General features: G+C 58.3%; 23 protein-coding genes. 7 read left to right on the top strand and 16 right to left on the bottom strand.

The features are described 5' to 3' along the window. The first annotated feature begins 173 nt into the window (after window positions 1-173). Window positions 174-1805, top strand: a complete 1632-nt coding sequence (locus G3M63_RS10830) for an ATP-dependent acyl-CoA ligase (protein ID WP_150300477.1) — start codon at window positions 174-176, stop codon at window positions 1803-1805. Between the two features lie 168 nt (window positions 1806-1973). Here G3M63_RS10830 and G3M63_RS10825 read toward each other — a convergent pair whose 3' ends face one another. After that, complete coding sequence (locus G3M63_RS10825) at window positions 1974-2774, bottom strand: SDR family NAD(P)-dependent oxidoreductase (RefSeq protein WP_150300478.1); 801 nt, start codon at window positions 2772-2774, stop codon at window positions 1974-1976. 96 nt (window positions 2775-2870) lie between these two features. On the opposite strand from G3M63_RS10825, the gene G3M63_RS10820 reads away from it, so the two are divergent. Beyond that, a complete protein-coding gene (locus tag G3M63_RS10820) occupies window positions 2871-3623 on the top strand; it encodes a DUF2889 domain-containing protein (RefSeq protein WP_150300479.1) in 753 nt (250 codons plus the stop codon). Window positions 3624-3741: 118 nt separating this feature from the next. On the opposite strand, the gene G3M63_RS10815 is transcribed toward G3M63_RS10820, so the two are convergent. The 4 genes from G3M63_RS10815 to G3M63_RS10800 form a co-directional block, all read right to left on the bottom strand. After that, window positions 3742-4302 carry a 3-phenylpropionate/cinnamic acid dioxygenase subunit beta gene (locus tag G3M63_RS10815; RefSeq protein ID WP_150300480.1) on the bottom strand — a complete coding sequence of 187 codons (561 nt, stop codon included), beginning with the start codon at window positions 4300-4302 and terminating at the stop codon, window positions 3742-3744. Between the two features lie 34 nt (window positions 4303-4336). Continuing rightward, window positions 4337-5743, bottom strand: coding sequence for an aromatic ring-hydroxylating dioxygenase subunit alpha (locus tag G3M63_RS10810; RefSeq protein ID WP_150300481.1), 1407 nt, complete (start codon window positions 5741-5743; stop codon window positions 4337-4339). A 172-nt stretch (window positions 5744-5915) separates the two neighbouring features. Beyond that, complete coding sequence (locus tag G3M63_RS10805) at window positions 5916-6914, bottom strand: fumarylacetoacetate hydrolase family protein (protein WP_150300482.1); 999 nt, start codon at window positions 6912-6914, stop codon at window positions 5916-5918. 28 nt (window positions 6915-6942) lie between these two features. Then, window positions 6943-7644, bottom strand: coding sequence for an SDR family NAD(P)-dependent oxidoreductase (locus G3M63_RS10800; RefSeq protein WP_150300483.1), 702 nt, complete (start codon window positions 7642-7644; stop codon window positions 6943-6945). Window positions 7645-7781: 137 nt separating this feature from the next. On the opposite strand from G3M63_RS10800, the gene G3M63_RS10795 reads away from it, so the two are divergent. After that, window positions 7782-8177: a Zn-ribbon domain-containing OB-fold protein gene (locus G3M63_RS10795; protein WP_150300484.1), complete on the top strand. Its 396-nt coding sequence runs from the start codon at window positions 7782-7784 to the stop codon at window positions 8175-8177. Between the two features lie 2 nt (window positions 8178-8179). Continuing rightward, on the top strand, window positions 8180-9370 hold the full coding sequence (locus G3M63_RS10790) for a thiolase family protein (RefSeq protein WP_150300485.1): 1191 nt from the start codon (window positions 8180-8182) through the stop codon (window positions 9368-9370). Between the two features lie 3 nt (window positions 9371-9373). Here G3M63_RS10790 and G3M63_RS10785 read toward each other — a convergent pair whose 3' ends face one another. The 11 genes from G3M63_RS10785 to G3M63_RS10735 all read right to left on the bottom strand — a co-directional run bounded on the left by G3M63_RS10785 (window position 9374) and on the right by G3M63_RS10735 (window position 21215). After that, window positions 9374-10165 carry an IclR family transcriptional regulator gene (locus G3M63_RS10785; RefSeq protein WP_150300486.1) on the bottom strand — a complete coding sequence of 264 codons (792 nt, stop codon included), beginning with the start codon at window positions 10163-10165 and terminating at the stop codon, window positions 9374-9376. Window positions 10166-10272: 107 nt separating this feature from the next. After that, entirely contained in the window at window positions 10273-11865 is a 1593-nt protein-coding gene (locus G3M63_RS10780) for an MFS transporter (RefSeq protein WP_150300487.1), read from the bottom strand. A gap of 33 nt (window positions 11866-11898) precedes the next feature. Beyond that, entirely contained in the window at window positions 11899-12783 is an 885-nt protein-coding gene (locus G3M63_RS10775) for a fumarylacetoacetate hydrolase family protein (protein WP_150300488.1), read from the bottom strand. A 2-nt stretch (window positions 12784-12785) separates the two neighbouring features. Next, window positions 12786-13727 (bottom strand): VOC family protein, encoded by a 942-nt coding sequence (locus G3M63_RS10770; RefSeq protein ID WP_150300489.1) that lies wholly within the window; start codon window positions 13725-13727, stop codon window positions 12786-12788. Between the two features lie 37 nt (window positions 13728-13764). Further along, entirely contained in the window at window positions 13765-14523 is a 759-nt protein-coding gene (locus tag G3M63_RS10765; protein ID WP_150300490.1) for an SDR family NAD(P)-dependent oxidoreductase, read from the bottom strand. A 51-nt stretch (window positions 14524-14574) separates the two neighbouring features. Beyond that, complete coding sequence (locus tag G3M63_RS10760) at window positions 14575-14796, bottom strand: ferredoxin (RefSeq protein ID WP_150300491.1); 222 nt, start codon at window positions 14794-14796, stop codon at window positions 14575-14577. 236 nt (window positions 14797-15032) lie between these two features. Beyond that, window positions 15033-16490, bottom strand: coding sequence for an alpha/beta hydrolase domain-containing protein (locus tag G3M63_RS10755; protein ID WP_218573597.1), 1458 nt, complete (start codon window positions 16488-16490; stop codon window positions 15033-15035). Between the two features lie 132 nt (window positions 16491-16622). Beyond that, window positions 16623-18113, bottom strand: coding sequence for an aldehyde dehydrogenase family protein (locus G3M63_RS10750; protein WP_150300492.1), 1491 nt, complete (start codon window positions 18111-18113; stop codon window positions 16623-16625). After that, window positions 18110-19738, bottom strand: a complete 1629-nt coding sequence (locus G3M63_RS10745) for a GMC family oxidoreductase (RefSeq protein WP_223825011.1) — start codon at window positions 19736-19738, stop codon at window positions 18110-18112. The genes G3M63_RS10750 and G3M63_RS10745 overlap by 4 nt, the downstream gene beginning before the upstream one ends. Next, on the bottom strand, window positions 19735-19974 hold the full coding sequence (locus tag G3M63_RS10740; RefSeq protein ID WP_150300493.1) for a ferredoxin: 240 nt from the start codon (window positions 19972-19974) through the stop codon (window positions 19735-19737). Before G3M63_RS10740 ends, G3M63_RS10745 begins: the two co-directional genes overlap by 4 nt. After that, window positions 19971-21215, bottom strand: a complete 1245-nt coding sequence (locus tag G3M63_RS10735; RefSeq protein WP_150300494.1) for a cytochrome P450 — start codon at window positions 21213-21215, stop codon at window positions 19971-19973. Before G3M63_RS10735 ends, G3M63_RS10740 begins: the two co-directional genes overlap by 4 nt. Before the next feature lie 210 nt (window positions 21216-21425). Here G3M63_RS10735 and G3M63_RS10730 point away from each other — a divergent pair, with 210 nt between their 5' ends. From G3M63_RS10730 to G3M63_RS10720, 3 genes are all read left to right on the top strand, one after another. Then, window positions 21426-22043: a TetR/AcrR family transcriptional regulator gene (locus tag G3M63_RS10730; protein WP_223825012.1), complete on the top strand. Its 618-nt coding sequence runs from the start codon at window positions 21426-21428 to the stop codon at window positions 22041-22043. 236 nt (window positions 22044-22279) lie between these two features. Further along, entirely contained in the window at window positions 22280-23902 is a 1623-nt protein-coding gene (locus tag G3M63_RS10725; protein WP_150300495.1) for a methyl-accepting chemotaxis protein, read from the top strand. Window positions 23903-23928: 26 nt separating this feature from the next. Beyond that, window positions 23929-24999: a porin gene (locus G3M63_RS10720; protein WP_150300496.1), complete on the top strand. Its 1071-nt coding sequence runs from the start codon at window positions 23929-23931 to the stop codon at window positions 24997-24999. The last annotated feature ends 3 nt before the right edge of the window (window positions 25000-25002 follow it).

The following is a 25002-nucleotide window of genomic DNA, read 5'->3' as shown; positions in this document are numbered from 1 at the left end:
ACCCCGGTCAGTTTCCTTGTAAATGCCATCCTAGCAGGTTAAATAGTCACATTCAGCATTTTCTGTTCAACTCTTGCTAGAGACAAGAGAAAAAATAAGATATAGAATGCCATTCTCTATCAAAAATAAAGCTGTCCGGCTCCCGTCTGGAGCCGCATTGGAAGGAGATGCGTATGAGCGGTACTGGCAATCCCGAAACCTGGTTCGTGGGAGAACAAGACACGGCTATCGCAGCTTTGGACCGCGCAGTTGCAAGCCATCCAGACCGAGTAATGCTCGATTTCAGTGGAGAATTATACACTTTCCAAGAAGTTGACTTACTTTCCACCAAGCTGGCCCACTCCCTAGCTTCCCTGGGTGTAACCCGCGGCGCTACAGTCGTTACCATGTTGGACAACAACATTGATGCCGTCGTGTGCTGGCTCGCGATCAACAAGCTCCGCGCCGTGAGCGTACCCATCAATACCGCGCTACGCGGCGAGTTCCTCCGACACCAGATTGCAGATGCCGACACCCAGTTACTCATATGTGAAGCCGGCTACATGGAGCGCGTTGCAGCCATCAGCGGCCAGCTCTCGGTATTGAAGCGCATCCTGCATCGCGGATCGCTGGAAACGCCAGTCGATTGCACTGTGCCTGTTGCGCCGCTGGATGAACATCGCGGTACGGACACCACCGCGATTGAGGACAAGCCTGCCCCTTCCGATCTCGCCTGTCTGATCTACACCTCAGGCACCACCGGCCCTTCCAAGGGCTGCATGGTCAGCTACAACTTCATGTGTAACCTGGCGCGCCTGCAATTGCGCTCAGGACCTGCCAATGAAAATGATGTGACCATCACTCCCCTGCCCCTGTTCCATATGAATGCCCTCTGCGTGACCATTATCGCCAGCATTCTGGTGGGCGCCCGTGCGGCGATACTGCCGCGCTTCTCGGTTTCCAATTTCTGGCCTGAAGTGGAACGCAGTGGCGCAACCATCGCGTCCATCCTCGGCGGCATGGGCGGTCTGCTCGCCCAGGCCCCCGACAACGAATCCATGAAGCGCTGCTTCGGGCAGATCCATACCGCCCGGGGCAACCCTTACACCGAGGAAACCAAGGAGATCTGGCGCACTCGGTTCGGCACGCCTCTGGTGGGCGGCAATGGTTACGGGCTAACCGAAGCCTGCGTGATCACTTCATTGGCTGCAGGCGAATACGCCAAACCTGGTTCGTCGGGAAAACGTATTCCCGATTTCGATGTGCGCATCATGGATGACAATGATCAGGAACTGCCCACCAACGTAGCCGGCGAAATCGTAGTGCGTCCTTTGCGACCCGACATCATGTTTCAGGGATACTGGCGCCGGCCGGAAGCCACCCTCAAACTGATGAACAACATGTGGTTTCACACCGGTGATATCGGTAAATTCGACGAGGACGGTTTCTTCTTCTTTGTGGATCGCAAGAAAGACTATCTGCGCCGTCGTGGCGAGAACATTTCAAGCTTCGAGATGGAATCGGCCTTTGCCGTCCACCCGGCGATATCCGAAGTAGCGGTTCATGCGGTGCTCTCGGACAAGGGCGAAGATGACGTCAAAGTCACCGCTATCCTGCACGAGGGTGCGTCACTGACTGAAGAAGAACTGTTCTACTGGGCGACCGATGCCGTCCCCTACTACGCGCTGCCTCGCTATATCGAGTTCCGCGATACGCTTCCCAAAAACCCCCAGGGACGCGTGCTCAAATATGAGCTAAGGGATGAAGGCAAGACGGCCAACACCTGGGATCTGGAAGACACCGATATCAACGTCAAGAAGCGCTGAGCAGGCCTCCGCCGATCAACCACCGCGTGCTTGCGTGTGTTGATCGCGCCTGAGGATACGGTGTTGGCTGACAGTCAGTCCCATGCCCCAGACCCTTACAGCAAAAAGCCCACCAGCAAATACTGGCGGGCCTGTCAGCCTCGGCTGATTTTCTGTGTTGGAGCGCCTTTAGTATTCCTTGACCGGAATATCGGCAGGCCTGGAGTTGTAGCCAGGCAAATGCAGTCCGCCGTCCACGTGGATCGTTTCGCCGGTGACAAAGCGAGACATTTCCGAGCCAAGGAAGGCTACAACCGGACCGATATCCGCTTCAGGCTCGCCGCAGCGACCCAGCGGGCGCATCGAGGCGGAGCGTTCGGCGAAACCGGGATTTTCTGCTGCAAGCTTGTGAAAGGTTGCGCCCATCGCGGTGGGGGCAATGGCATTTACCCTGATATTGAAGCGGCCCCACTCGGCCGCAGCACTGCGAGTAAGCCCAAGAATAGCGGACTTGGCGGTGTTGTAATCGGCATGCAGCCAGGCACCGATCTCGGTATCGATCGAATAGAAATTGATCACTGAGCCGCCACCGCGTTTACGCATGTGTGGCAGCGCAGCACGCATCGCCCACCAGGCTGCCCAGACAGTGGTATCGAGGGTCTGCTGCAGCATCTCATCCGTCTTGTCTTCCATCAGGACGTTAGGCGTCGGGGCGAAGGCATTGTTGACCAGAATATCGAGCCCACCGAACTCATCCACTGCGGCCTGAACAGCGGCAGCGATATTTTCCTTGCTCGACACATCCGTCTTGAAGAAGATGGCCTGACCGCCCTGCGCACGTATGTCGGCAGCAACGGCTTCGCCCATTGTTTCATTCAGCTCCGCTACCACCACAGCAGCGGCCTGTTTGGCAAAATAACGGGCCACGCCTTCACCAATACCGCCACCGGCGCCCGTTATCAGCGCGACCTTATTTTCAAGTAGCCTCATATCCGCAGCCTTCTTAATAGACACTTTTTTTGTTAATGTTCATATTGTAGGCGCTTTTCCGGCTTAAATCCATCCTGCTTGCTTAAGGCTATCCATATGCTTTTCCGACGACGAGTAGAGATTCATACTCAGAAAGACGGTGAAATTCGCGCAGCGCTGGAGGATGACTTTCATCATTTCAGGGTCAGCATCCGCCATCAGCAAGGAGTCGTTACGGCTATTCACGGCTACGCCGTGCGATTTCCCTATACGGCCTGCCCCGGCGCAGCCAAGCCCCTGGAAGACCTGATCGGCATGCAGTTGTCAGAGATTGCCCACAGTGTAACCAGAGCCACGGATGGCAGGCATCAATGCACGCACATGCTTGACCTTGCAGGCCTGGCCATTGCCGCCGCGGCCAGGCAGGATGAACACCGTGTCTACGATGTAGAAATACCGACACGAGTTGACGGACGCACATCCCCAGTTCTTTTCCGCGATGGACAGCCGTGTCTGCGATGGCAGATCAAGGGCACCCTCATAGAACAGCCGGCACTCTATAGCGGGGTTGATTTGAACCAGGGCATGGCGGGCTGGGCAATCAAGACTCTGGATCCAGAGGAAGCGGAGGCCGCCCTGCTGTTACGGCGGTGCGCGACGATTTCCCGTGGACGCGAATATGACCTGGACGTGATGGAACATGCGAGGGAAACCAGCCTGTGCTATGCCCAGCAGCCGGTTCGAGCCGCGCAAGCGCTGCGCATGAAGGGCTCGACGCTGGATTTTACTGGTCGTCCCGGGGCGCTGTGCGCTAGCGATCAGGACTGGTTTGCAGGCAAGGAGCCGAATCTTTCAGTTCAGCAGCTTTAAGCCGGGCAATCAGAAACATTAGCGTCCAGACTCAACCGCCAGACAGAACAAAGCCCGCCTCTTTCAAGGCGGGCTTCATCCTCCGCATGGCCGGGTGTGACCGCACCCAACCAAACTCTTACAGGAACACGGCCAGGTTGGCGGTTCCCAAAACGGACTGATCCAGCAGGGCTTCCCGCTTGGCCAGTTTGAAGGTGCCATCCGCCTCCCGGCGAATCACGTCCCTGCGCTCACAACTGATCACATCGACATGCGACTCGCTGAAGCGGCTGCGAGTCATCAGCAGATAGCTGACCACCTCGAACTCATCGCTCTTGGCCGCTTCCCGAACCAATACGTTGGTTATCAGCCGACGAGTACGCGACGGCGGATCTTCGGCCCAGGCGCTCTTGCCCGACAGGCGCAGAATCCGACCCATTACCGAGCGGTAATCGTCATGGAAATGCATGACGCTACGCACGAAGCTTTTCGCGTGGTCAACGCCCAGCCGGGTGTGGCGCAACGGTGCGGTGTAGACCAGATCCGTCGCCAGCAGCTCGCCCCACTCGCTCAGGCGAAGCTGATCGAGCAGCGCCGCTTCTTCATATAGAAAGGTGAGGATGGCGTTGTACTCAGCCGATCCGACCGGGACAGCCTGACCCTGCGGGGCTTCGGCGCTTTTTTCTTGAACCTGCTGCATGAGAAACTCCTGTTCTTATAATCTGGAGAATGGTTTATTCAGCGCTCATCAGCTCGTTCCAGTAGAGCCACCAGTGCCACTGAGTATCGTCCTTGGTGAACCCTTCATTGACGATGCCAGGTCCGGGCCAGCCTGCAGGCTTGCCAGTTTCATACATAGCTTGATACTTCAGGGTCATGTGCTTGCCCATGGCGCCCTTGGCTGACAGCGTCATGTGCGGCCAGGTATCCGAATCGTCCTGCTCGACCATGCCTGAGGTACCGAACAGCTGAATGGTCTGCTTGAGCATCTTCTCGCGCAGCTCTTCCGGAGCGTCCTTTTCGGCGAAGATCCAGTTGCAGAATTCAAGTTTGTTTGGTCCGCGCGGAATGTAGGTGTGCAACGTCATCGAGCCGACAACCGAACCATCCGGCTGCGGGATATAGACGAAACCAAACAGAATGTTGGGGAACATGCCGCCCACTTGCGGAGGCATAGTAGTAAGAACCTTGAGCTGATCCTCTGACAGGTTGCGTGCCAACTGCTCGACCATGTCCTTGGTCATGCCGGCTGGCGGCAGCGCATTGAGCTTTTCCTGAACGCTCAGGTCGTCAGGCTCCAGACCGGTCAGGCGGCGGATCTTGCGCGCTAGGTCAATACAGCGCAACGCGTGGCCGTGGGGAGAACTCACCTCGACGCCGTACATCTCGGGGGTCAGATCCGGCTCATCGCTCTCCTCCGCAGCGGCGTCGCCCTTCTTGGCGTAGTTACCTACCTCACCAAGCCAGCGGTGCAATGTAAGCGTATGGAAACCGTCGGCAGCTGACTGCTCACCGGCAGTCTTCCAGTTGGCGTTGACCATGAAACGCTGCGGTGGCCCAAGCACTTCCATGCCCTTGTCGCTGCGCAGGAAGAGAATATCGTAGTACCACTTGGCATCGCCGAGAAACTCGTCGAACGAAGGACCGTCGATATTCCAGGTCGCGAAGATCAACCCGCCATAGAGGACCGAGCGGGCTTTTTTCAGGCCAAGCTCGGATTCTGGAAGAATGTTGCCATGCATGCACTCGCGCTTCACCGGGGAGCCGATGAAGTCGCCGTTCGGACGGAAAGCCCAGCCGTGGTAGATGCATTTGTGGATCTGGGCATTACCACAGTCGGTCAGCGCCACGCGCATGCCGCGGTGGGGGCAGACGTTCAGCGTGACATGAATTTCATTCTGCTTGTCGCGCGCGACGATGACGGAGTCGCCGCCTATATCACGAACCATGAAATCGTTCGCATTGGGAATTTCTGACTCGTGACCCAGCAACACCCAGGTCTTGCCAAAAATCTTTTCCATTTCCATCTGATAGATTTCCGGGTCCGACAGCACGCGCATCTGCACTTCACGGGTCTCAGGGTAAATCAGGTCGGAAATCTTGGTGCCATCAGAAAGCACCTGGCTGGTTTTAGTAAGCATGTTCGCCTCCAGTTTATTAGGGGTCTTATCAGGCCGCGCTAAACATCAATTTATTGAATCCTTGGTAAGTTCCGGCTCATTGGCAAGCAAATCACATTACAATAAATTTGTGAACAGATTTTATTGATCTGTATCAATTTGATCTTGATCCTGGCCAGAGCACTGCTGTTCTTTAGAACGGATTACCCTTCTCACCTACCTGAGTCCGCAACAGGCCGATTCCGTCTATTTCGAGCTCAACCACATCACCAGGCTTCAAATAACGCAACTGCTCCAGACCGCAGCCGTTCCCCACTGTGCCTGATCCCAGAAACTCCCCGCTGTGCAGCGTCTCGGACTGGGAAACATGCGCTATCACATCTTCGAACTGCCAGCGCATGTCGCGGGTGTTGCCGCGACCCCACTCCTCCCCGTTTACCCGGGCGACCATATTCAGATCATAGGGATCTTCGAGTTCATCAGCAGTGACCAGACAGGGACCCATGATGTTAGCGGTATCGAAATCCTTGCCCTTGGCCGGGCCGAGCATGCCGCTCATCTCTTTGGCCTGGGCATCACGCGCGCTGATGTCGTTGAAAATCGTGTAGCCGAAGATATGTTGTCTGGCGTTCTCACGCGTGATGTCTTTGCCGCGCTTGCCGATATAGCAGCCAAATTCAAGCTCGAAATCCAGCGCCTTGCTATAGGCAGGCCACTCGAACTGATCGTCCACACCTACCACCGCAAAGCGGTTGCACTTGTAGTAGATCGGCTGGCGGTTGAACGTGTCGATGACACGGTCATCGGCGCTGGTGTTCATGGCCTTGAGGGTTGCCTCGGGATCTGGCGTGCGCATGGCACGAAGGCGACGAGCAGCGGCAAAACTCTGGCGCAGATGCAGCTCAAAACAGGAAAAATCGCGCATCTGCGGCGGCGGCTGGATAGGCGCCCGAAGTCGCACTGAAGCCCGCGCCTGCACGGCGGCAGAAGGCGCCTTGGCAACCAGGTTCCGGGCGAGCTGCATACCGTCTTCACCAGCCTCGGCAAGCGCCAGAACGCTGGCCAGCGGGGCGGCTCGTCCACCGTTAAGTTCGGTGTAAGCCTGTTGCAAGTCGAGCACGGACTGATCCTGTTCGATCAACGCACCGGCCAGCTCCAAACCTTCGCTATTTACAAAAGTGACCAACCTCATGGCAGCAATCTCCAGCTCATTAAGCCTTTCATACTCGCCCACTCACCGGCAGGCAGGCACCAGTAATGACCTGCCCTTCAGCCGACAGTAAAAAGGCGATAACAGCAGATAGCGCTTCAGGTGTCACCCAGGCAGCAAAATCCTGATCAGGCATGTCAGCCCGATTAGTCGGGGTATCGATGATGCTTGGCATCACCGCGTTGACCGTTACATCGCGCTGTTTCAGTTCTTCGGCGAGCGACTCGGTAAAGCGCGCTACACCCGCCTTGGAGGCAGCATAGGCAGACACACCCAGCCCGGCTTTGTTGGCAGCCAACGCGCTGACATTGACCACTCGACCATTGCCCGCGCTCAGGATATGCGGCAGCGCTGCCTTGGTACTGACGATGGCGGTACGCACGTTCATCTGATACAGGCGGTCCCAGGTGTCCAGGGAGCCTGATTCAAAGGTTTCCCAGGCGAAGCCGCCGGCGACATTGACGACCGCATCTATATGGCCAAAGGTATCGACCACCCGGCTCATCGCTTGTTCTGCAGAGGCCGTTTCGGTCAGATTGACCTTGCCCAAGGGAAGAAAATCGGCGGTAGCAGCCAGCGAGGCAGGCACCTCGTTCAGATCCAGGGCCGCTACTCGGGCGCCCCGCTCAAGCAATAATCTGGTCAGCGCGCTACCGAGCACACCAAAGCCGCCTGTCACGATCACAGTGCGGCCTTGCAGGGAAAGAGTCATCGGAGGTCCTCCGCAAGTTAGTCTTATTAGAATGAGCCTAGTGGGAGGCCCAGCAGAACTAAATTAGAACACTTTTTTAATATATGTACAAATGCTAACCTTGGGGCTACCCAGGTTGTTGAGACAGGATTTATCCGATGCCGAGAAAGCTGCCAGCCCTCACCGGTGACAATAGCGCCTTTTGGCAAGGCGGTGAAAACAACGAACTGCTGATCCACCGCTGTAGCGCCTGCACTCGTTACTTTCACCCACCCAGTCCCGTTTGCCCCGCCTGCAACAGCTTTGAAGTGGGCCCGCAGGCGGTATCAGGCAAGGGCCAGGTGGCCAGCTTCACGATCAACCACCAGCCCTGGACACCCGAACTGCAGGAACCCTTCGTCATTGCCATTGTGGAGCTGGCGGAGCAGACCGATCTTCGCTTTGTCAGCAATATCGAAGGCATTCCGGTGACAGACGTCCATATAGGGATGCCCGTCAGAGTGCACTTTCAGCAGGAAGACGATGTGTGGCTTCCACTATTTGTTAAGGATTGAGCATGTTTGACCGTCTGTATGAAAAAGATGTCGCCATCACCGGTATTGGCCAATCCGAGGTTGGCCGCCCTTCGCAGCTGTCAGCCATGCGCCTGACCGCTGATGCCTGCCTTGAAGCCATTGCGGATGCGGGGCTGACCCGGGACGACATCGATGGCGTAGCCTGCTGGCCAGGCGATAACAACAACGGGGACAGTTTTTCCCCCGTCGGGCCCAATGCGCTAAAGAACGCGCTTGGCTTGAACGTGAACTGGTTTGGCGGGGGCTATGAGGGTCCCGGTCCCCTGGCCGGAATCATCAACGGCGTAATGGCCATAGCCAGCGGCATGTGCCGCAATGTGCTGGTGTTTCGTACCATCACCGAATCCTCCACCCGGCAGCACAACAAGCAAGCCTCAGCTCTGACCAACAAAACCCAGGGACGCGACAGCAGCTTTGCCTGGCAATGGTATACCCCCTTCAATGTGCTCTCGGCCGTAAACCTGATGGCCATGTATGCTCAGCGGCATTTCCATGACTATGGCACGACCTCGGAACAGCTGGCGCAAATCGCACTCACCTGCCGGCGCAATGCCCAGCTTAACCCCAAGGCTGTTTATCGAACGCCGATGAGCATGGACGACTATATGCAGTCGCGAATGATTTCTACGCCGCTACGCATGTTCGACTGCGATGTGCATTGTGACGCGTCCACAGCGATCGTCCTGTCGCGGCGTGATGTCGCCAAGGACGGACGCAACCCCCCCATCCGGATCGAAGCCATGGGTGCAGCGCTAAACCAACCCTGGTCATGGGATCAGATTTCGCTTACTCAGGGCGCAGCGTTCGATGTCGGCCGCATGATGTGGGCGCGCACCGATCTGAAGCCCAAGGACGTGGGTTCCGCCCAGCTCTACGACGGCTTTTCCATACTGACCATGATCTGGCTGGAAGCTCTTGGCCTCTGCCCGACAGGGGAAAGCGGGCGTTTTGTCGAAGGTGGGCAGCGTATCGCGCTGGATGGCGAACTGCCTCTGAATACCAATGGCGGTCAACTGTCGGGCGGGCGAACCCACGGTCTGGGCTACGTGCATGAGGCCTGTTTGCAGCTGTGGGGGCGCGCCGACAAACGTCAGGTTGCCGACCACAACGTAGCGGTTACCGCCGCCGGGGGCGGCCCACTTGGCGGCAGTCTGTTGCTGGTGCGCGACTGACAGTCAGAACAGCACGCTTCTCAACTCATCGCCCAGATTGCGAAGCGACTGACCCAGCTCTGCTATCCCTGCCTCATCACGTTGGCCGCGGAACATGACGGCGGAAACCGTGAAGTCGATGGTATCGGATGGAGAATAAACCGGTGCAGCCACGGCCAGAATACCTATCGAGAAATTGCCGTCGTCGATAGACCAGCCCAGCCTGGCAGCTTCCGTTACCTGATCACGATATTCATCGTAGGATAGCGCGCCGCCCCAGCGAATCTTGTCAAAAATGGCCTTGGACTGCGGCTGATCGAGGTCGAGCTGGGAAGCAAACAAGCGCCCGCTGGCGCCCATCAGGATCGGCAACCGCTGGCCCTCGCTCATATCGATCCGCACGTCGGTAGGACAGGCTGCGGAGCTGACGATGACGATCCGGTCGTTGCCCATGCGCCGCCACAAGGTAACCGTCACCTTCGAGCGAGCAGCGAAGCTTTCCAGCAGCGGCTTGGTCAACTGGACCTTCTGCCCCTGGGTCACGAATTGCTCAACCAGACGGGCCAGGCCCAACCCGGCGGAATAACGCTTTGACATGGGACTGAAATCGACCATATCTTCTGCGACCAGGGTTCTGAGAATGTTGAAACAGGTGCTGGGATTTATATCCAGCTTCCTGGCGATATCCACGGAGCGCTCTGGCGCAGCAGCCTGGCTGAGAAAACGGAGAATGCGAACAGCATTGACTACCGGCTTGACGGTCACCAAGGAAGACTTGGCAGCGTTTTTGTCATTGATATTGACTTCAGCGTCCATTTTTACAGTTCCCCTTCGGCGCAGGGATCATGGGATCCCAAATTGTCGCCCTTGATAATGGCCTGCAAATCATTCTATATCAAGAATTGGATTTTTAAATCAATTTTTTACTGCCATTCGGGATCGGCATTTGGTTGGTGTATGTAGCGCCTGGTGGATGCATCCGACTCGATCAGATGCCGCCGCAGCTCTCTTTCCATAGCCTGGTCGGCCTGGGTAACTCTATCTCTTTGCCGTAGATATCCCAACCAGGACTCTACTATAAAGCGCTCCACAAAGCGGTTCGGATCAGCCAGATCACGGTAAAGCCGCCAGTTGCGCGCCCCGTTGCGACGTCGGGATTTGCCCACCGCATAAGCGCACTTGATGAATTCGCGCTGGACCCCGGCGGGCGCCCGATAACTGATCTCGACCGAAACCGGACCATCGGAGTGATTGATTTCAGCCGCTACCACCAGCTTGTCGGTCTGCGAAACGGTTCGGTAATCGGCCTCGCTACCCAGCACGAAAACCCCGTCGCGCGTGAACCATAACCCCAGAACGATACTCGCCGCAGACAATAGCAGACTGCTGGTCGTGCCCAGGTAATCCGCAACCAAGCCCCACACCGCCCCGCCAACAGCCATAGCCCCCATGTACATCAGCAAGTATACCGAAGCGACGCGCGCTCTGACCCAGTCCGCAGCGCAGGTCTGCACAATGGTAGCGACCGTGGCGTTTACCGCCATCCAGGCAATCCCCGCGATGACCAGAAGCAGCCAGACCAGCCACACGATCTCGGTCAGCGACACCGCGGCCGTGACCACAGCGAAGGCAATGGCACCCGCCACAACCACTTTGCGCAGCGCAAAGAGACGGTACACACGGGTCAGATTCACCGCTGCGATAACGGCTCCCGCGCCCAGCGCGCCCATCAACAGGCCATACCCGTCAGCGTCCATCTGGAGCTGATCCTTGGCGATCAGCGGCAATAACGCCCAGAGTGCACTGGCGCAGCTGGTAAAGATGAATACCTGCTTCAGGGAACTGATCAACGACACCGAATGGCGAATGTAGCGCAGACCACTGCGCATACCTCCCAGAAAGGTTTCGGGAGGCAGTACGTCAATGATCCGCGAAGACCGCCAGCTAATCAAAAACAGGATCACGCCCATGAAACAACAGGCGATCAACAGGAACATTGAAGCCTGGCCCGCCACTGCAATCAGTAAGCCAGCTATGGCAGGGCCCAACGCCCGAGCGACATTTGTCGAGATGGCATTGAGCGCGACCGCCGCCGGCACAATGTCACGCGGAATCAGCGTCAAGGTCACCGCCATCCACGCCGACATGCTAAGCGCGCTTCCCGTGCCCAGCAAGAACGTCAGCGACAATAGCCACCAGGCGTTCAGACCGCCGGTGGAGGCCAGCACAAACAGGATAGTGGTGGCGGTTAGCATCACCGACTGAGTGAACAGCAGCCAGTACTTGCGATTCACCAAATCGGCGATCACCCCACCGGGCAGGCCGAACAGAAACACTGGCAGCGTCATGGCGGTCTGCACCAGCGACACCATCCAGGCAGACTCGGTCAGTCCGGCCATGATCCAGGCAGCACCTACCGTCTGCATCCAGATGGCAAGGTTGATGACAGCGCCCGCGCTCCAGAACATACGAAACTGACGGTGCTTCAGCGGATACCAGGTTGCCCCTTGATTCATAGCTGCCTCTTGTCAGGGGACTGGGGCGGAAAGCTAAACAGCGGGATGACCCAGCCGCCCCGATTGTCGTGCGGTGACAAGGATGCGCTGTGGGCCCACTTCATTTCGCAGCATCCCGACGCCTTCGATGTGTGCCTCCAGTATGTCGCCAGGCTGGAGAAAACGTCCGGTCTCCAGCCCGACCCCGTGGGTCGATCCGGTGAACACCAGGTCCCCCGGCCGCAGGGTGATGCGCGCATCGAGGTAATTCAGCAGCTCATCGACCGTGAAGATCATCTCCCGGGAGTTGTCCTGCTGGCGAACCTCGCCGTTGATGGTCATGCGCATATCCAGCTGCGGCTGACCACCGCCGCCCAACTGATCAAGCGTGGCAATCCAGGGCCCGACAGGTGTCGTGCCATCCATGCCTTTCTGGGTGAACAGATCCAGCCGCCCCAGCGCACGGCCCGCATCCCGCGCGCTGATATCGTTGCCGACGGTATAACCCATCACGCAGGACGACGCTGCAACGGCGTCGCCAAGCGGCTTGCCGATTACCGCCACCAGCTCGATTTCATAATCCAGCTCCGCCGTCATCGCTGGGTAAAAAATCACGCCGTCAGGATCAACGATTGCAGAGTCCGGTTTGATATAGGCGAGGGGATGAGGAGGCGCGGCACTGCCCAAGCGAGTCAGGTGCGACAAATAATTGAGCCCGACCCCGAATATACGGGCGCCGGGCTCAACGGGCGCTACGAGGCGAAACGTATCCGGCTCGAGCGTTGTGGCCGACAGATCGAGCGCCGAGAGACTGCCGGCGCTGATCTCTCCGGCCCAATGGGAGAACGGGGCATTGATGCGCTGGCCGGTGCCGTTATCAGGATGCAACAGAACCCAGAATCGCGCTCCCGCCGCATCTTCTACCCGAGCCAGGCGCATTTCTAGCCCTTCTTGGCGGTGAATTCCGGATCGCCAACCTCTTCCGGGGTTTTGACGCTAGGCCCCAGAATCGGGCCCACCAGCTCGTGGCCCCACACACTCATCTTCTCCGGATTCAGCTCGAACCCATCGTCATGCCATGGCTCACTTTCAGCGATGCACTCAAAGGCGAAGCCTGACGGATTGAAGTGATAGAACGAAACATGTGGGTCCTGGGAATGCTGACCCAGCGTCATCATCATCTGCAGCTCGCGCTTCTTCACGATATCGTAGGTCTCGCCCACATCGCGCAGGCTGCCGACGAACATGCCGACGTGTTGAATCCCCATACGGCCCGGAGCGTGTCCATAGGCGATGTCGTGGCTGGTGGAGGTGTTGAGCTTGGAACGGAAAAAGCCGGTCTTGCCCTTGCCCGCGCCCGAACCGTACCAGTGAAATCCCATGATATTAATGAGGAAATGTTCCAGTTCCGGCGGAAACTCGGGAGTCATCAGCACCACATGGCCAAGGCCTCTCTTGTCAGCCAGGTAGCCGCCATGACGGCGCCCAGGCACAAAGGAATCGGGAAGCCATTTCTGCCCGTAGAACAGCTCATGCCGAAAGCCGACCGGGTCAAAGAAGCGGATCAGCTCTTTGACACCGCGCTTCTCGCACAACTCCGCATCGCCGACGGTAAACTCCACGCCAGCATCGGTAAACGTCTGGCAGGCTGCCTTGAATTCCATCCGCCCTTTGGCTTCCCAACCAAGGTAAGCCAGCCGGTCAACCTTGCCAGGGTGGAAAGCAAAACGGTGGCGACGATCATCGATACGGAAATACAGCGAGTCCGGATCGTTTTCCGGATTCTTACCTATCGCAAAACCCATTACCGACGGGCCATAGTCGCGCCAGGCCTCGAGGTCAGTGGCTTCAAAGCCCATGTAACCCAGTCCAATAATATCCATCTGCTTCTCCTCGTTCTATCAGATGTCGGTGGATGGCTTATATAGCCAGCAATCCACCATCAATGACGATATCCGATCCGGTGATGAAGGAAGCCTCATCGGATGCCAGGTAAACGGCCAGCGAGACAACCTCTTCTGGTTGTCCGGGTCTGTCCATCAACACGCCATCGAGCAGCGCCGCACGCGCTGCCGGGTTTTCCATGAACGCGGCGGTACCCGGCGTGGCGACAAAACCAGGACTGATGCTGACCGCACGAATTCCCGCAGGCGCGCCTTCGACGGCGAGTTGGCGGGTAAAGGAAACCACGGCCCCCTTGGCTGCCGAATGCGCCGAGATACCGGCTACTTTGGAACCACCCCAAGCAGCGGTGGACGACACATTCAGAATCATTCCCTTGCGTTCAGCCAGATGATTCCAGGCGTATTTGGTGGTGTAGAAGATCAGGTCCACTTCATTGCGAATAGTGAAGTGCCAGTCTTCGATGGTCATATCCTGTACCGGCGCAAAGCGTGCGGCAGATGCGTTGTTATACAGAACATCAATCCGGCCATGTTCGGCTACGGCAGACTCGACCCAGGCCTTGGCCTGCTCATGGTCGCCGAGGTCGACCGGTGCGTACCCGTAAAGGGTGAACCCTTCCTGGGACAGCAGTTCAGCCGTCACCTTGTTTTCAGCTTCGTTGGTATCACAGCCAACCACGATCGCACCTTCGCGGGCAAACCGCAGCGCTGCAACCCTGCCTTGCCCACCGCCCGTTCCGGTGATGAGCGCAACCTTGCCTTCCAGACGTCCCATAGCGATCTACCTCGTCAAAAATATTTTATTATCTGCTAGCGAGTGCGATGCTCAGGGTTTGATTTCTTCCAGCCAGATGGCCTCGGCAGGGCAGGCTTCGGCACCTTCACGCGCGGCCTCTTCCAGTTCGGGCGTCACTTTGTCATCCTCAAAGTAGACCAGCCCATCAGCATCGAGCTTGTAAACTTCTGGACAGATCGAAGCGCACAAGCCATAACCACAGCAGCGACCGCGATCAGCAACAGCACGGAAAACAACCTTATCTGAACTCATACTCTTATCCTCTTTGTCAGGCTCAGCTATAGGACGATAATGAACAAAAAATTCATTTTTGTAAATTTTTAGTTAATGAATCGCCATTATTGCCCCTTTGGTCAGGGGGCCGCATCACAACACCTGAGCCCACTCAAGGAATAACTCTTTTAAAATCAGTTGGTAAACTACCGAAGCGCCTCCGTCACGGCAATATTACGTATACATACATAAAGTCATTTTATGTTCAACTTATCTCAAGGCAGAATCTGCACCCGGGCTGCTGCATCGATAAGTGCTTGCCCATCCACAGGACGAATATGACCCCTTTCCACTGCCGCCTCGGTAGCCACAGTCCACGCCGTTACGAATGCTTGCTGCGTCGGGTACAAGGTGTCGAGCTCACCCGCGCTGAGCGGCTCGGTAGTTCCAAATAGCAGGCAAAAGCCTTCACCTCCGGTGTTACCCGTGCCGCTCAATTTCGCTAGCGGCACGTCGACAAAGGGTGTGCGGATGCCACCCTGGGCATTGCCCTGTGCATCTCGCACATAGACAGGGCTGTAGGGCGTAAAATCGGTAGCCTGCAGGGTTTCTGCCGAGGCCGGTGGCGTACCGGTTGTAACCCATTCATTGAGCGCATGCACCGCAGCGCTCAGCACGAAACTCATCGGACCGGCATTGATTGGTTTGTCGCAGTTGATGAAACCGAACACCGTGCTCGGCGGATCCAGCAATGCTTCAAGGGCGAGTACCGCGCCCTCTCCATCCCCCGTGTCAATCAATCCGATGCCGCCGCCATACACGTCAAAGTGTGCCGTTCCGGCAACTTCCCAGAGCCGGTACGTGGAAGTATCGGCCTGCCGCGTCGCCTCGTTGACATCGGTTTCGGTCTGGAACATCAGGACCGGTACGCCGAGGTCCGAGCGAATTTCCGTCGAGCCGGAGACGTCATCGGCCGTGGCCAAAGGCGCGGCATTGGCCAGGCGGCTTTGCAGCAGGTAGCCATCATAGACAGTCACCAGCGGGTGGACGGCGTTAGCATAGGTAACCAGTCGATAGGCGGATTGCGACTCACCTGCCGCCAACACCCGCTTGGGTTGCAGCCCATTCAGCAGAATATCGGCATGATCCCGCACAGCCTGCCCAGCTTGCGAGAAGATGTCGTAGGAATAATTGTCTCCGGGGTGCAGCAGGCTGGTGTATCGCTCGGGATCCATCGTTTTGGTACTGGCCACCCCTGCTGCCTGCGCGGACAGGCTGATCAGTGCATAGCCTTCACGGATCAACTCGTTGTGCGTATAGGTCCAGACCGGGCTTGAATCGCTGCCGCTGGTAACGTTCATCCACTCGACGATAACCGTGCCATTGAACGCTTCGGCATCCAGTGGCTGGTGAACAACCGCCCGCGTGGCATAAGCCGCGCTGTCGTCCCTTTCAACGTCCCACTGCCCATCCGTACCGAGTGACTGGTCACCCTTTGGCAGGTAAGAAACAGCAGTCCCAGAAAGGATGAATTCCTTTTCGCTGTAGCCAACGCTTTCCATCGCAAACTGCAGGTCTGCGGCCAAGGCCGCCTGCCCCGCACCATCGGTAGCCGCTTCAATATGCGGCACTTCCGCGTGAAGATCGTCCTCCTTGCTGTCACTGTCGTCATCATTGCAGCCACCCAAAGCCAGGGCCGCTGCAAGCAGGCCTGCGCCGAATGCTTTATGCATGGTGTCTCCTACGAACTTTGTTGTAGTTGTTGTACACAGCCCGCCCTGACTCCGTCGGTCGACGCTCGACGCTCGACTCTCGACTCTCGACTCTCGACTCTCGACTCTCGACTCTCGACTCTCGTCGAGTGTTCAGCGCCCGATGGGATAGATAATGGATTTTTCTTCAGTGAATTCATTGAGCCAGTCAGGTCCGAACTCACGACCTATACCCGAGCGCTTGAAGCCGCCAATAGGTGCGTAGGGCATGGTTCCGCCACCCCCGTTGAGGTAGACGCTGCCGGCACGGATGCGCTTGGCCATCTTGTACGCAACGGCGGCATCGGCGGTCATTACGCCGCCGTTGAGCCCAAAGCGTGAATCATTGGCAATGGCAACAGCCTCTTCGTCGGTGTCGAAACCGATCACTACGCCAACCGGACCGAATATCTCTTCCTGGGCGATGGTCATGTCATTGCTGACGTCATCAAATAGCGTGATGTCGACAAAAAAGCCTTTCTCCTGGCCGGCCGGACGGCCGCCTCCGCATACCAGCTTCGCGCCTTGCTCAAGCCCGCTGGCGATCAAGCCTTCGACTTTGGCCCGCTGCGACTCGCGAATGAGCGGCCCCATCATCACGCTCGGGTCCGACGGGTCACCCACCTTGAACTGGCCGGCAATGGCTCGGGCACATTGCACAAACTGCTCGCGGACCGAGTTGTGCACCACGAAACGCGTCAGTAGCGCACAGCCTTGCCCGGCATTGATCATCAGTCCGGCGATGGCGCCCATGGCGGCCGCCTGAATGTCGGCATCGGCGCGCACGATCAGCGCGGATTTGCCGCCCAGCTCCAGGTGCACCCGCTTCAGGGTGGCCGCTGCCTGGGTCATGATGCTGATGCCGACCGTCTCCGAGCCGGTAAACGACACCATATCCACCCGCGGATCGCTGCTCAGCAGGCTGCCCACCCCGACACCGCCGGTGACGATATTCAAGACGCCTTTGGGCAAGCCGATTTCCTCAGCAATCTCGCCGAACAACAGGGCCGAGTACGGCGTAAAGGGCGATGGCTTGAGCACCAGGGTGTTGCCTGCCAGCAGAGCCGGAAAGACCTTGGCCAGATTCAGCAGGAAGGGGAAATTGTAGCCAGTGATACCCGACACCACGCCCACGGGTTCGCGCTCGATGCTGCCGCTGCCCAGGATCATCGGGCCGCCGGGGTTCATCGGATTGGGTACCGCTTCGACCGGGATCTGCCGGGCCTCGGTCACCAGGGAACGATCGATAGCCTTCAGAACATGCCCCAGCGGCATATCCACCTGCATGGCCTGGGTGACCATTTGCGAACAGCCGACCTCGGCTACGATAAGCGCAGCGATCTGTTCCCGCCGACTTACCAGTGCAGCGTGCATGCGGCGCATGTAATCAGCCCGCTCGGCCATGCTCAGCCACGGCCACGGGCCTTGATCGAAGGCCTCGCGGGCGGCAGCAATTGCCGCCTCGGCAGCGGCCACGCCACCCACCGGCGCATGGCCAATCACCTCTTCGGTGGCTGGATTGATGATCGCTTCAGCGCCTTCGCTACCCGCTTCCCAACGGCCGTTTATGTAGAGTTTGTTCAGGTGGGTAAAAGGAATAGTCATGCTGCGTTCGCTCCTTGCTGATTCGCACCAGCGATGATTTCCGCCGCGCGCATGGCAATGGCCATGGCCGGCGCGTTGGTGTTGCCCGATACCAGCGTGGGCATGATCGATGTATCAATCACGCGCAAACCTTCAACCCCGCGCACTTTGAGCTCAGGGTCCAGCACAGCGTGCTCGTCAGTGCCCATGCGGCAGGTGCCTGCCACGTGAAACGCGGTCTGGCCAAAGCGGCGAAAGGCGGCAAGCATTTCGTCGTCACTCTGCACCTGGGGACCGGGGGTCAGTTCTTCAACCAGGAAAGGCTTGAGCGACGGTTGCGCCGCCAGCTTGCGGATCCACTTCAGCAACGCAATTGCCGCCGTCTGGTCCGCTTCGGCGCTGAGGTAATTGGCGACAATTCTTGGCGGCACCGCCGGGTCGGCCGACTCAATGCGTATCTCGCCCTGGCTCTGCGGGTGCATGAAATACCCGCCGAGGGTTATCCCCGGCTGTTTATCAATCGCCACGGTCTTGCCGTCGCCATCCATTGAGAACAGGCTCACCCCGATCTGCGCATCAGGACGCTCCAGTTCAGGCCGGGTTTTTACGAAGCCCCCTGCTTCGTGTGCAGCGTGGGTCATGGGGCCTTTCTTGCCGACAAAGTAACTCAGCACCGAGCGGGCAAGCCCCAATCCGGCGAAGCAATGGTTGAAGCTGCCCCGGGTGACCCGGAACTGCGCGGCTATATAAACGTGCTCACGCAGATTGCGCCCCACATCCGGGGCGTTCTGGATGACCGGGATCCCCAGCGATTGCAGCAAGTGGGCAGGGCCTATGCCGGACAGCTGCAGTAATTTCGGCGACTCGATTGCGCCGGCACAAAGCAGCACTTCACGCTGGCAACGGATGCGTCGCTCGCCTTCCTTGCCACGCACCTGGACCGCGATGGCGCGGCGCCCCTCAAACTCGATGCGTTGTACATGGGTGCCCGTCATCACAGTCAGATTGGGACGCGTACGCACCGGATCGAGAAACGCCTTCGCTGCGCTGAAGCGCTGCCCCTTCCAGGTGGTTTGCGGCTGATAACCGAACCCGCCTTGCGTCACCGAATCCACATGGTTGGTATCCGCGACGGTCGCCGTACCGATATGTGCGGCAGCGTCGATGATGGCATCGCACAACTCATCGCCCGAGGGGTGCACAGTTACCTTCAGTGGTCCGCCCACACCCCGCCACTCGGAGCTGCCAAGCTGGTGATCTTCCATGGCGACAAACTGCCGGCCCATATCCTGCCAACCCCAACCGGTACATCCCTGCGCCTCCCAGGCGTCGTAATCGGCGGGTGCGCCACGCACGTAAACCATCCCATTCACCGAACTGGAGCCGCCAATGGCCTTGCCCTTCAGCCATAGTTCCGTGGCCATGCCCTCTCCCCGCGAGGCCTGATAATCCCAAACGTGCGGGTTGCCGGGCATGAGCAGCTTGCCTATGCCTCGCGGCATGGCAATCAAAGGGCTGGTGTGCTCCGGACCGCTCTCGATCAGCAACACCGAGACACTGGGGTCGGTCGAGAGCCGGTTCGCCATTACGCAGCCGGCAGACCCCGCCCCAACGATGATGTAGTCGTAGCTTTGTTTCATGTTCATTGTTTTTGTCCTTTATTCAGCCCATTGCCTGGGGGGTTTGCAGGTTCATCCACGATGTGGATCACCCGCTCGGGGCAAGCCCTGGCGCCGCGCCGGGCAAGGGCCTGCTGCCCGACCTCGACGTCGAAGCCAGCGGTACTGATGTAGCCGTTGTCATCGAGCTCATAAAGCCCCGGCGCGACCTCATTGCAGCGCGCGTGTCCGGCACAGGCCTTGTTGTCGATGATAATTTTCATCTGGTTTCCTCCACATCCCATTCCAGATGCAGCTCTTCCATCCCGAATATGCCGAAGGCGTTGAAACGCGGCGTGGTACCGGTTGCGATGCGGAACGGTGGCACCTTGGTCAGCCAGAGTTCTAGCGCAATACGCAGTTCGCGACGGGCCAGGTGCGACCCTACACAGCGGTGCACGCCATAAGAGAAGGCCATGTGTGGTGCATGCCCAGCGCTACGCAGGAAGTCGACCTTTTCCGGCTGGTCGAACACTTCAGGATCGAGGTTGGCCAACTCGGTACTGATCAGCACAATGTCGCCCTTTTTCATCGTCGCCTCGCCGATCTGCACATCCCGGGTCACGGTACGGCGCATATTGACGATGGAATAGGAACGCAGCATCTCTTCCACCGCATCCGGGATCAGCGACGGGTCGGCGCGCAGTTGCGCCTGCTGCTCTGGATTGCGCGCCAGATGGCGAAAGAACAGTCCGATCGTTGAGGTAACGGTATCCAGCCCACCGATAAATATCAGAAAGTTGATGCCGAGCATTTCGTCATCGGTCAGCGGCCGGCCGTCAATCTGACTAGCCAGCAGGTAGCTGGTGAAATCATCGCCGGGATTGGCCCGGCATTCGGCGATGCGTGCCCGAATCCAACCAGTAATTTCGCGTGCATTGTCCGTCACCACCTGGGGATCCGAGCTCTTGATCAGCGTCTGGGTCCAGTGTTGAAACAGCGGTCGGTCCGCCAGCGGCCAGCCCATCAGCTTGAGAAAAATCAACGTCGGGAACGGCTTGGCGAAGTCTTCATTAAAGTCGCAGCGCCCTGTCTGAGCGATGTCGTCTATAAGCTGGGTAGCCAACTGGCGGATATCCTCTTCCAACGCATTGACTTTTTTTGGCGTGAACAGAGGATTCAACAGGGCGCGGTACTTGGCATGAACCGGCGGGTCGACTTCAAGCGGCGCCAGGCGCCAGCTTTCGCCCAGCAGCATGGGATACGGCGTCAAGCCAGCGCTGCTAAAGGTCTCGGGATCCTGGAGGATGCGCCGCAGATCCTTTGAACGACGCGGAATCCAGGTGCCCGGCAGAAATCCCAGGCTCGGCACCCAGAAGATGGGTGGCATGCTCTCATGCAACTTGGCGGCCCAGGCATAGGCGTTTTCGCCCTGCGCGGTAAGCGCAGCCCAAAGGTCGAAATCCTGGACCAGATGAGCAGGCACATTGGACGGTATCGCATTGGTCACGCTATCGGTATTCATTATTATTGTCCGGTTTTTATTGCTGACGCAGATGAGTGTAGAGCCGCACCAATTTGCGCCACAACAGACGGAATCCCACATCCGTTCGATTTCTAATACAGAATCCGCAATAGGGTTTAACTTGCCCGGCCCACGCTGCCTGTGTCAGTCTCGGACCTGAGCCTCATCTCGCGAGACCCTCTCGCTTAAGAGACCAGCAGGAACGCGCCTTTGCCAGCCCCCCCGGAACACAGCAACGATGAAGATCCAATCGGTGATCGCCACAAGGCGAGAGCCCGGCGCACCCGGGAGCGGCTACTCGATACCATGTACCGACTGGCACTGGAAAAGGACTTCAGAGATATAACCGTGCAGGAGTTGTTCGAGCGCGCCGGAGTTGCGCGATCAACCTTCTACGCTCACTTCCGTGACAAGGAAGACCTTCTGGTTGCCGGTTACGAGAGCATCGGCACGCCGCCTACCCGGGTGGTCGATGTATCAGGACATAAGCGCGTTGTACTGGATGCATCGACCTGGCTGTTCATAGCCACCGAGCGGCATGCCTCCCTCACCACCTCGTTTTTCAACAGCCCTTCCCAGTCCGTCATCCTCGCTCACCTGGAAAGCATCCTCCTCATTCAGGTTCGCGAACATTACCGCAAGCAAGGCTTTTACCAAGCGGACGAGCTACGCGGCGAAGTGGCAGTGCGCTGCTTTGTGGGCGCGCTCATCGGGCTCTGGTTATGGTGGGTGCGTCACGACTATCCCTACCCGGCCAGCGAGATGACCGAGGCATTCGACGCGCTCATGAACAACGGCACCTGGCCCTCACCCATCGACGCCTCCTGACCACGCCTTCTAACTACGCTGCCGATCACACCTGGTCTGCCGACGCACCGTGACTGAAGGCAGGATTTTTCCCTGCCCAGTTCAGATCATTCCCTCCCTGCGACTACAAATCGTTACACAGCGCTAAAGTCCTGCCCTTTTCGGCCGAAAACCCCGACAGCTTAGTGAACATTTTTCCAGTTACTGTTCAATTTCACTTCAGCTTCGTTAGTTCGCATCTCACCTGGGGGCCGGAAATGCTCAAGAATCTGTCACTGAATCTCAAACTGGCCATGCCGCCAGCCGTCGCCATGCTCGGCCTCGTTCTATATGTCGCTTACACGTCGCTGCAATTGTCCGCCACCGATAATCGACTGGAATCGCTGGAGTCCCAAAGCTACCCCACGCTGGAAAAGGCCGATGCGGTGATCTTCCAGTTTTCGCGCCTGCCCGGCTTGCTCAACAACGCTGTTGCAGCCGGTGAGCAAACGATTCTCGGCGAAGCGCGCGAGGTTCTCCAGGAGATCGCTACCCAACAGGCGGCGCTCGCGAATTTGCTGCAAAACCAGCCACAGCGCCTCCAGGATCTGCAGGCCTGGCGCCAGGCCGTGCTGACCTATTCTGGCAACGCTCTCAGCGCGTCGGACCAATTAATCAGCGGCAGCGCCTCCTTTGATGACCTGCGCTCCAGCCTTGACCGGATGGCCTCCGATCTCGCGCAAACCCAGAAGCTCGCCGCCGCGTTCCGCAGCAATGCCTATCAGGACTTCGAACGAACGCTAGCGGAAACTCGCGAGAACAATGCCGAGACCACCCGTCTGGGTATCATCCTCAGCTTGGGCTTGCTGGTGCTGGTGTCGCTGGCTGCCTGGACGGTGATCCGCAGCGTGATGACAAATGTCCGCGGCGTCATCGAGTCGCTGCAGGCCATCGCCAGCGGGGACGGTGATCTGACGCGCCGCGTCAATGTCGAAGCGCACGACGAAATTGGCGCCATGATCCATCTCTTCAACGGCTTCCTCGACACCTTGCAGGGCACCATGCGCCAGGTGATCGAGGCGGCCAGCCCGCTGGGGCACGTCTCCAATGAGCTATACCGGCTGACCCAGGGCTCCGAGGAAAGCGCCAAGTCCCAGCAGCATCACACCAACTCCATCAGCCGCGACATTCTCACCATGACCGACCGCATTCAGGAGGTAGCGCGGCGCTCGAAACAGGCATCCGAAGAAGCCGGTTCCGCGTCCAGTCAGGCCGTTACGGCGCGCAAACATATCGGCGATCTGTCGACCAGCGTCAGCGACCTGGGCAGCAGCGTTATGAGCGCGGTGCAGGCCATGCAGCAGTTGGAAAAGGAAACCCAGGAAGTGGGCTCGGTGCTGACGGTCATTCGCAGCATCGCCGAACAGACCAACCTCCTCGCACTCAACGCCGCGATAGAAGCCGCCCGTGCCGGTGAGCAGGGTCGCGGTTTCGCTGTGGTCGCCGATGAAGTGCGCAACCTGGCGCAGAAGACAGCCGTGTCGACGGCAGAAATCCAACAGATCATTCAGCGCCTGCAAAGCAGCGCCAACACCGTGCTGAACGTCATGCACAACAACGGCGAGAAGTCCCGGGAAAGCATCGAGCGTTCGGTCGAAGCCACACAACTGCTCGAGACCATCGCCCGCACCGTCATCCAGATTGACGAACTCAACGCCGGGATTGCCCAGTTCACCCAGGAGCAGATCGGGCTGTCGAGTTCCATCCAGCAAGAAACCCAAGTGTTGCAGCAGGACGCACAAGCAACCGCGCACGGCGCCGGGGCCACCGCCCGCCTTGGCGAGCAGTTGGTCGGAGCAGGGGACAATCTGCGTTCGGCCACCGCACAATTTCGCACATAACACTACTACTCGGAGCTTGAAGAACCATGAACAAACGCAACCTACTCGGCCTGGCCGTCTGCCTGGCCGTCTGCCTGGCAAGCACCTCCGCCATGGCATTGGAGCCGGCAGAATATCGTTTTAATGGATTCGGTACCGCAGCCATTACACACCTCGGTGGAGCCGACGATGCCAAGGGCTACGGCATTCAGGGCCAGACCACAGACGCCTGGCGCGGCGACCAGCTATCGAAACTGGGCGGCCAGCTCTCCTACGGTTTAGCCGACCGGCTCAGCGCAACCATCCAGACGGTGGCCAAGGCTGACCAGGACCAGTGGAACCTGGAAGTTGAATGGGCCTATCTGGCCTACCAGGCGAACGACCAGTTGACTCTGCGTGCAGGCCGCCTGCGTCCTGGCGCGTTCATGTTCTCCGAGACGCTTGATGTGGGTTACGCCTACCCCTGGCTACGCCTGCCTGATGAAGTCTATAGCCAGATGCCGGTCAGCAACTACGAGGGCGTCGATGCTCTGTACAGCTTGCCCGTTTCCTTTGGCACGCTGAACTTCCAGGCCAGTTACGGCCAGGCGACGGACCGGGAGGTATTCATTCACAACCTGGACGGCCCGCTGGACGTGGATTACAAGGACGTGGTTACCGGCAGCGTAAGCCTGGCAACCATGAACCTTGGCACGCTGCGTTACAGCTATACCGAGTCCGACCTGGATCTCGAGATGTTCGGCAAGTTCAAAGGCAAGTTCGAATCCCTGGGTCACCAGTATGACAACGGCAGCTGGCTGACCAACGCTGAAGCGATCAAACGTCAGAGTCCGCTCGGCACCATTGAGTCCTTCTACGTCATGGCTGGACACCGCTTTGGTGACTACCTGCCGCATGTAACCTATTCTCAGCGGGATGAGAAGGGTGAGCCAGGCCGTCAGTCTTCCTGGGCCTATGGCTTGAATTACAGCCTCACCCCCAGCGTGACGCTGAAGGGCGAGTACAAGCGTGTGGAATCGACTCGAGGCTTCAGCGGTGGTTTCGTGCCGGACTTCAGCGTCGTCGAGCGTACCTTCGACGGTGACATCCTGAGCATCGGCGCTGACTTCATATTCTAAGGA

Origin of the sequence: Pseudomonas sp. OIL-1 (assembly GCF_010669185.1) — a bacterium.
GTDB lineage: Bacteria > Pseudomonadota > Gammaproteobacteria > Pseudomonadales > Pseudomonadaceae > Halopseudomonas > Halopseudomonas profundi.
This window is presented reverse-complemented; position numbering and strand designations above follow the sequence as displayed.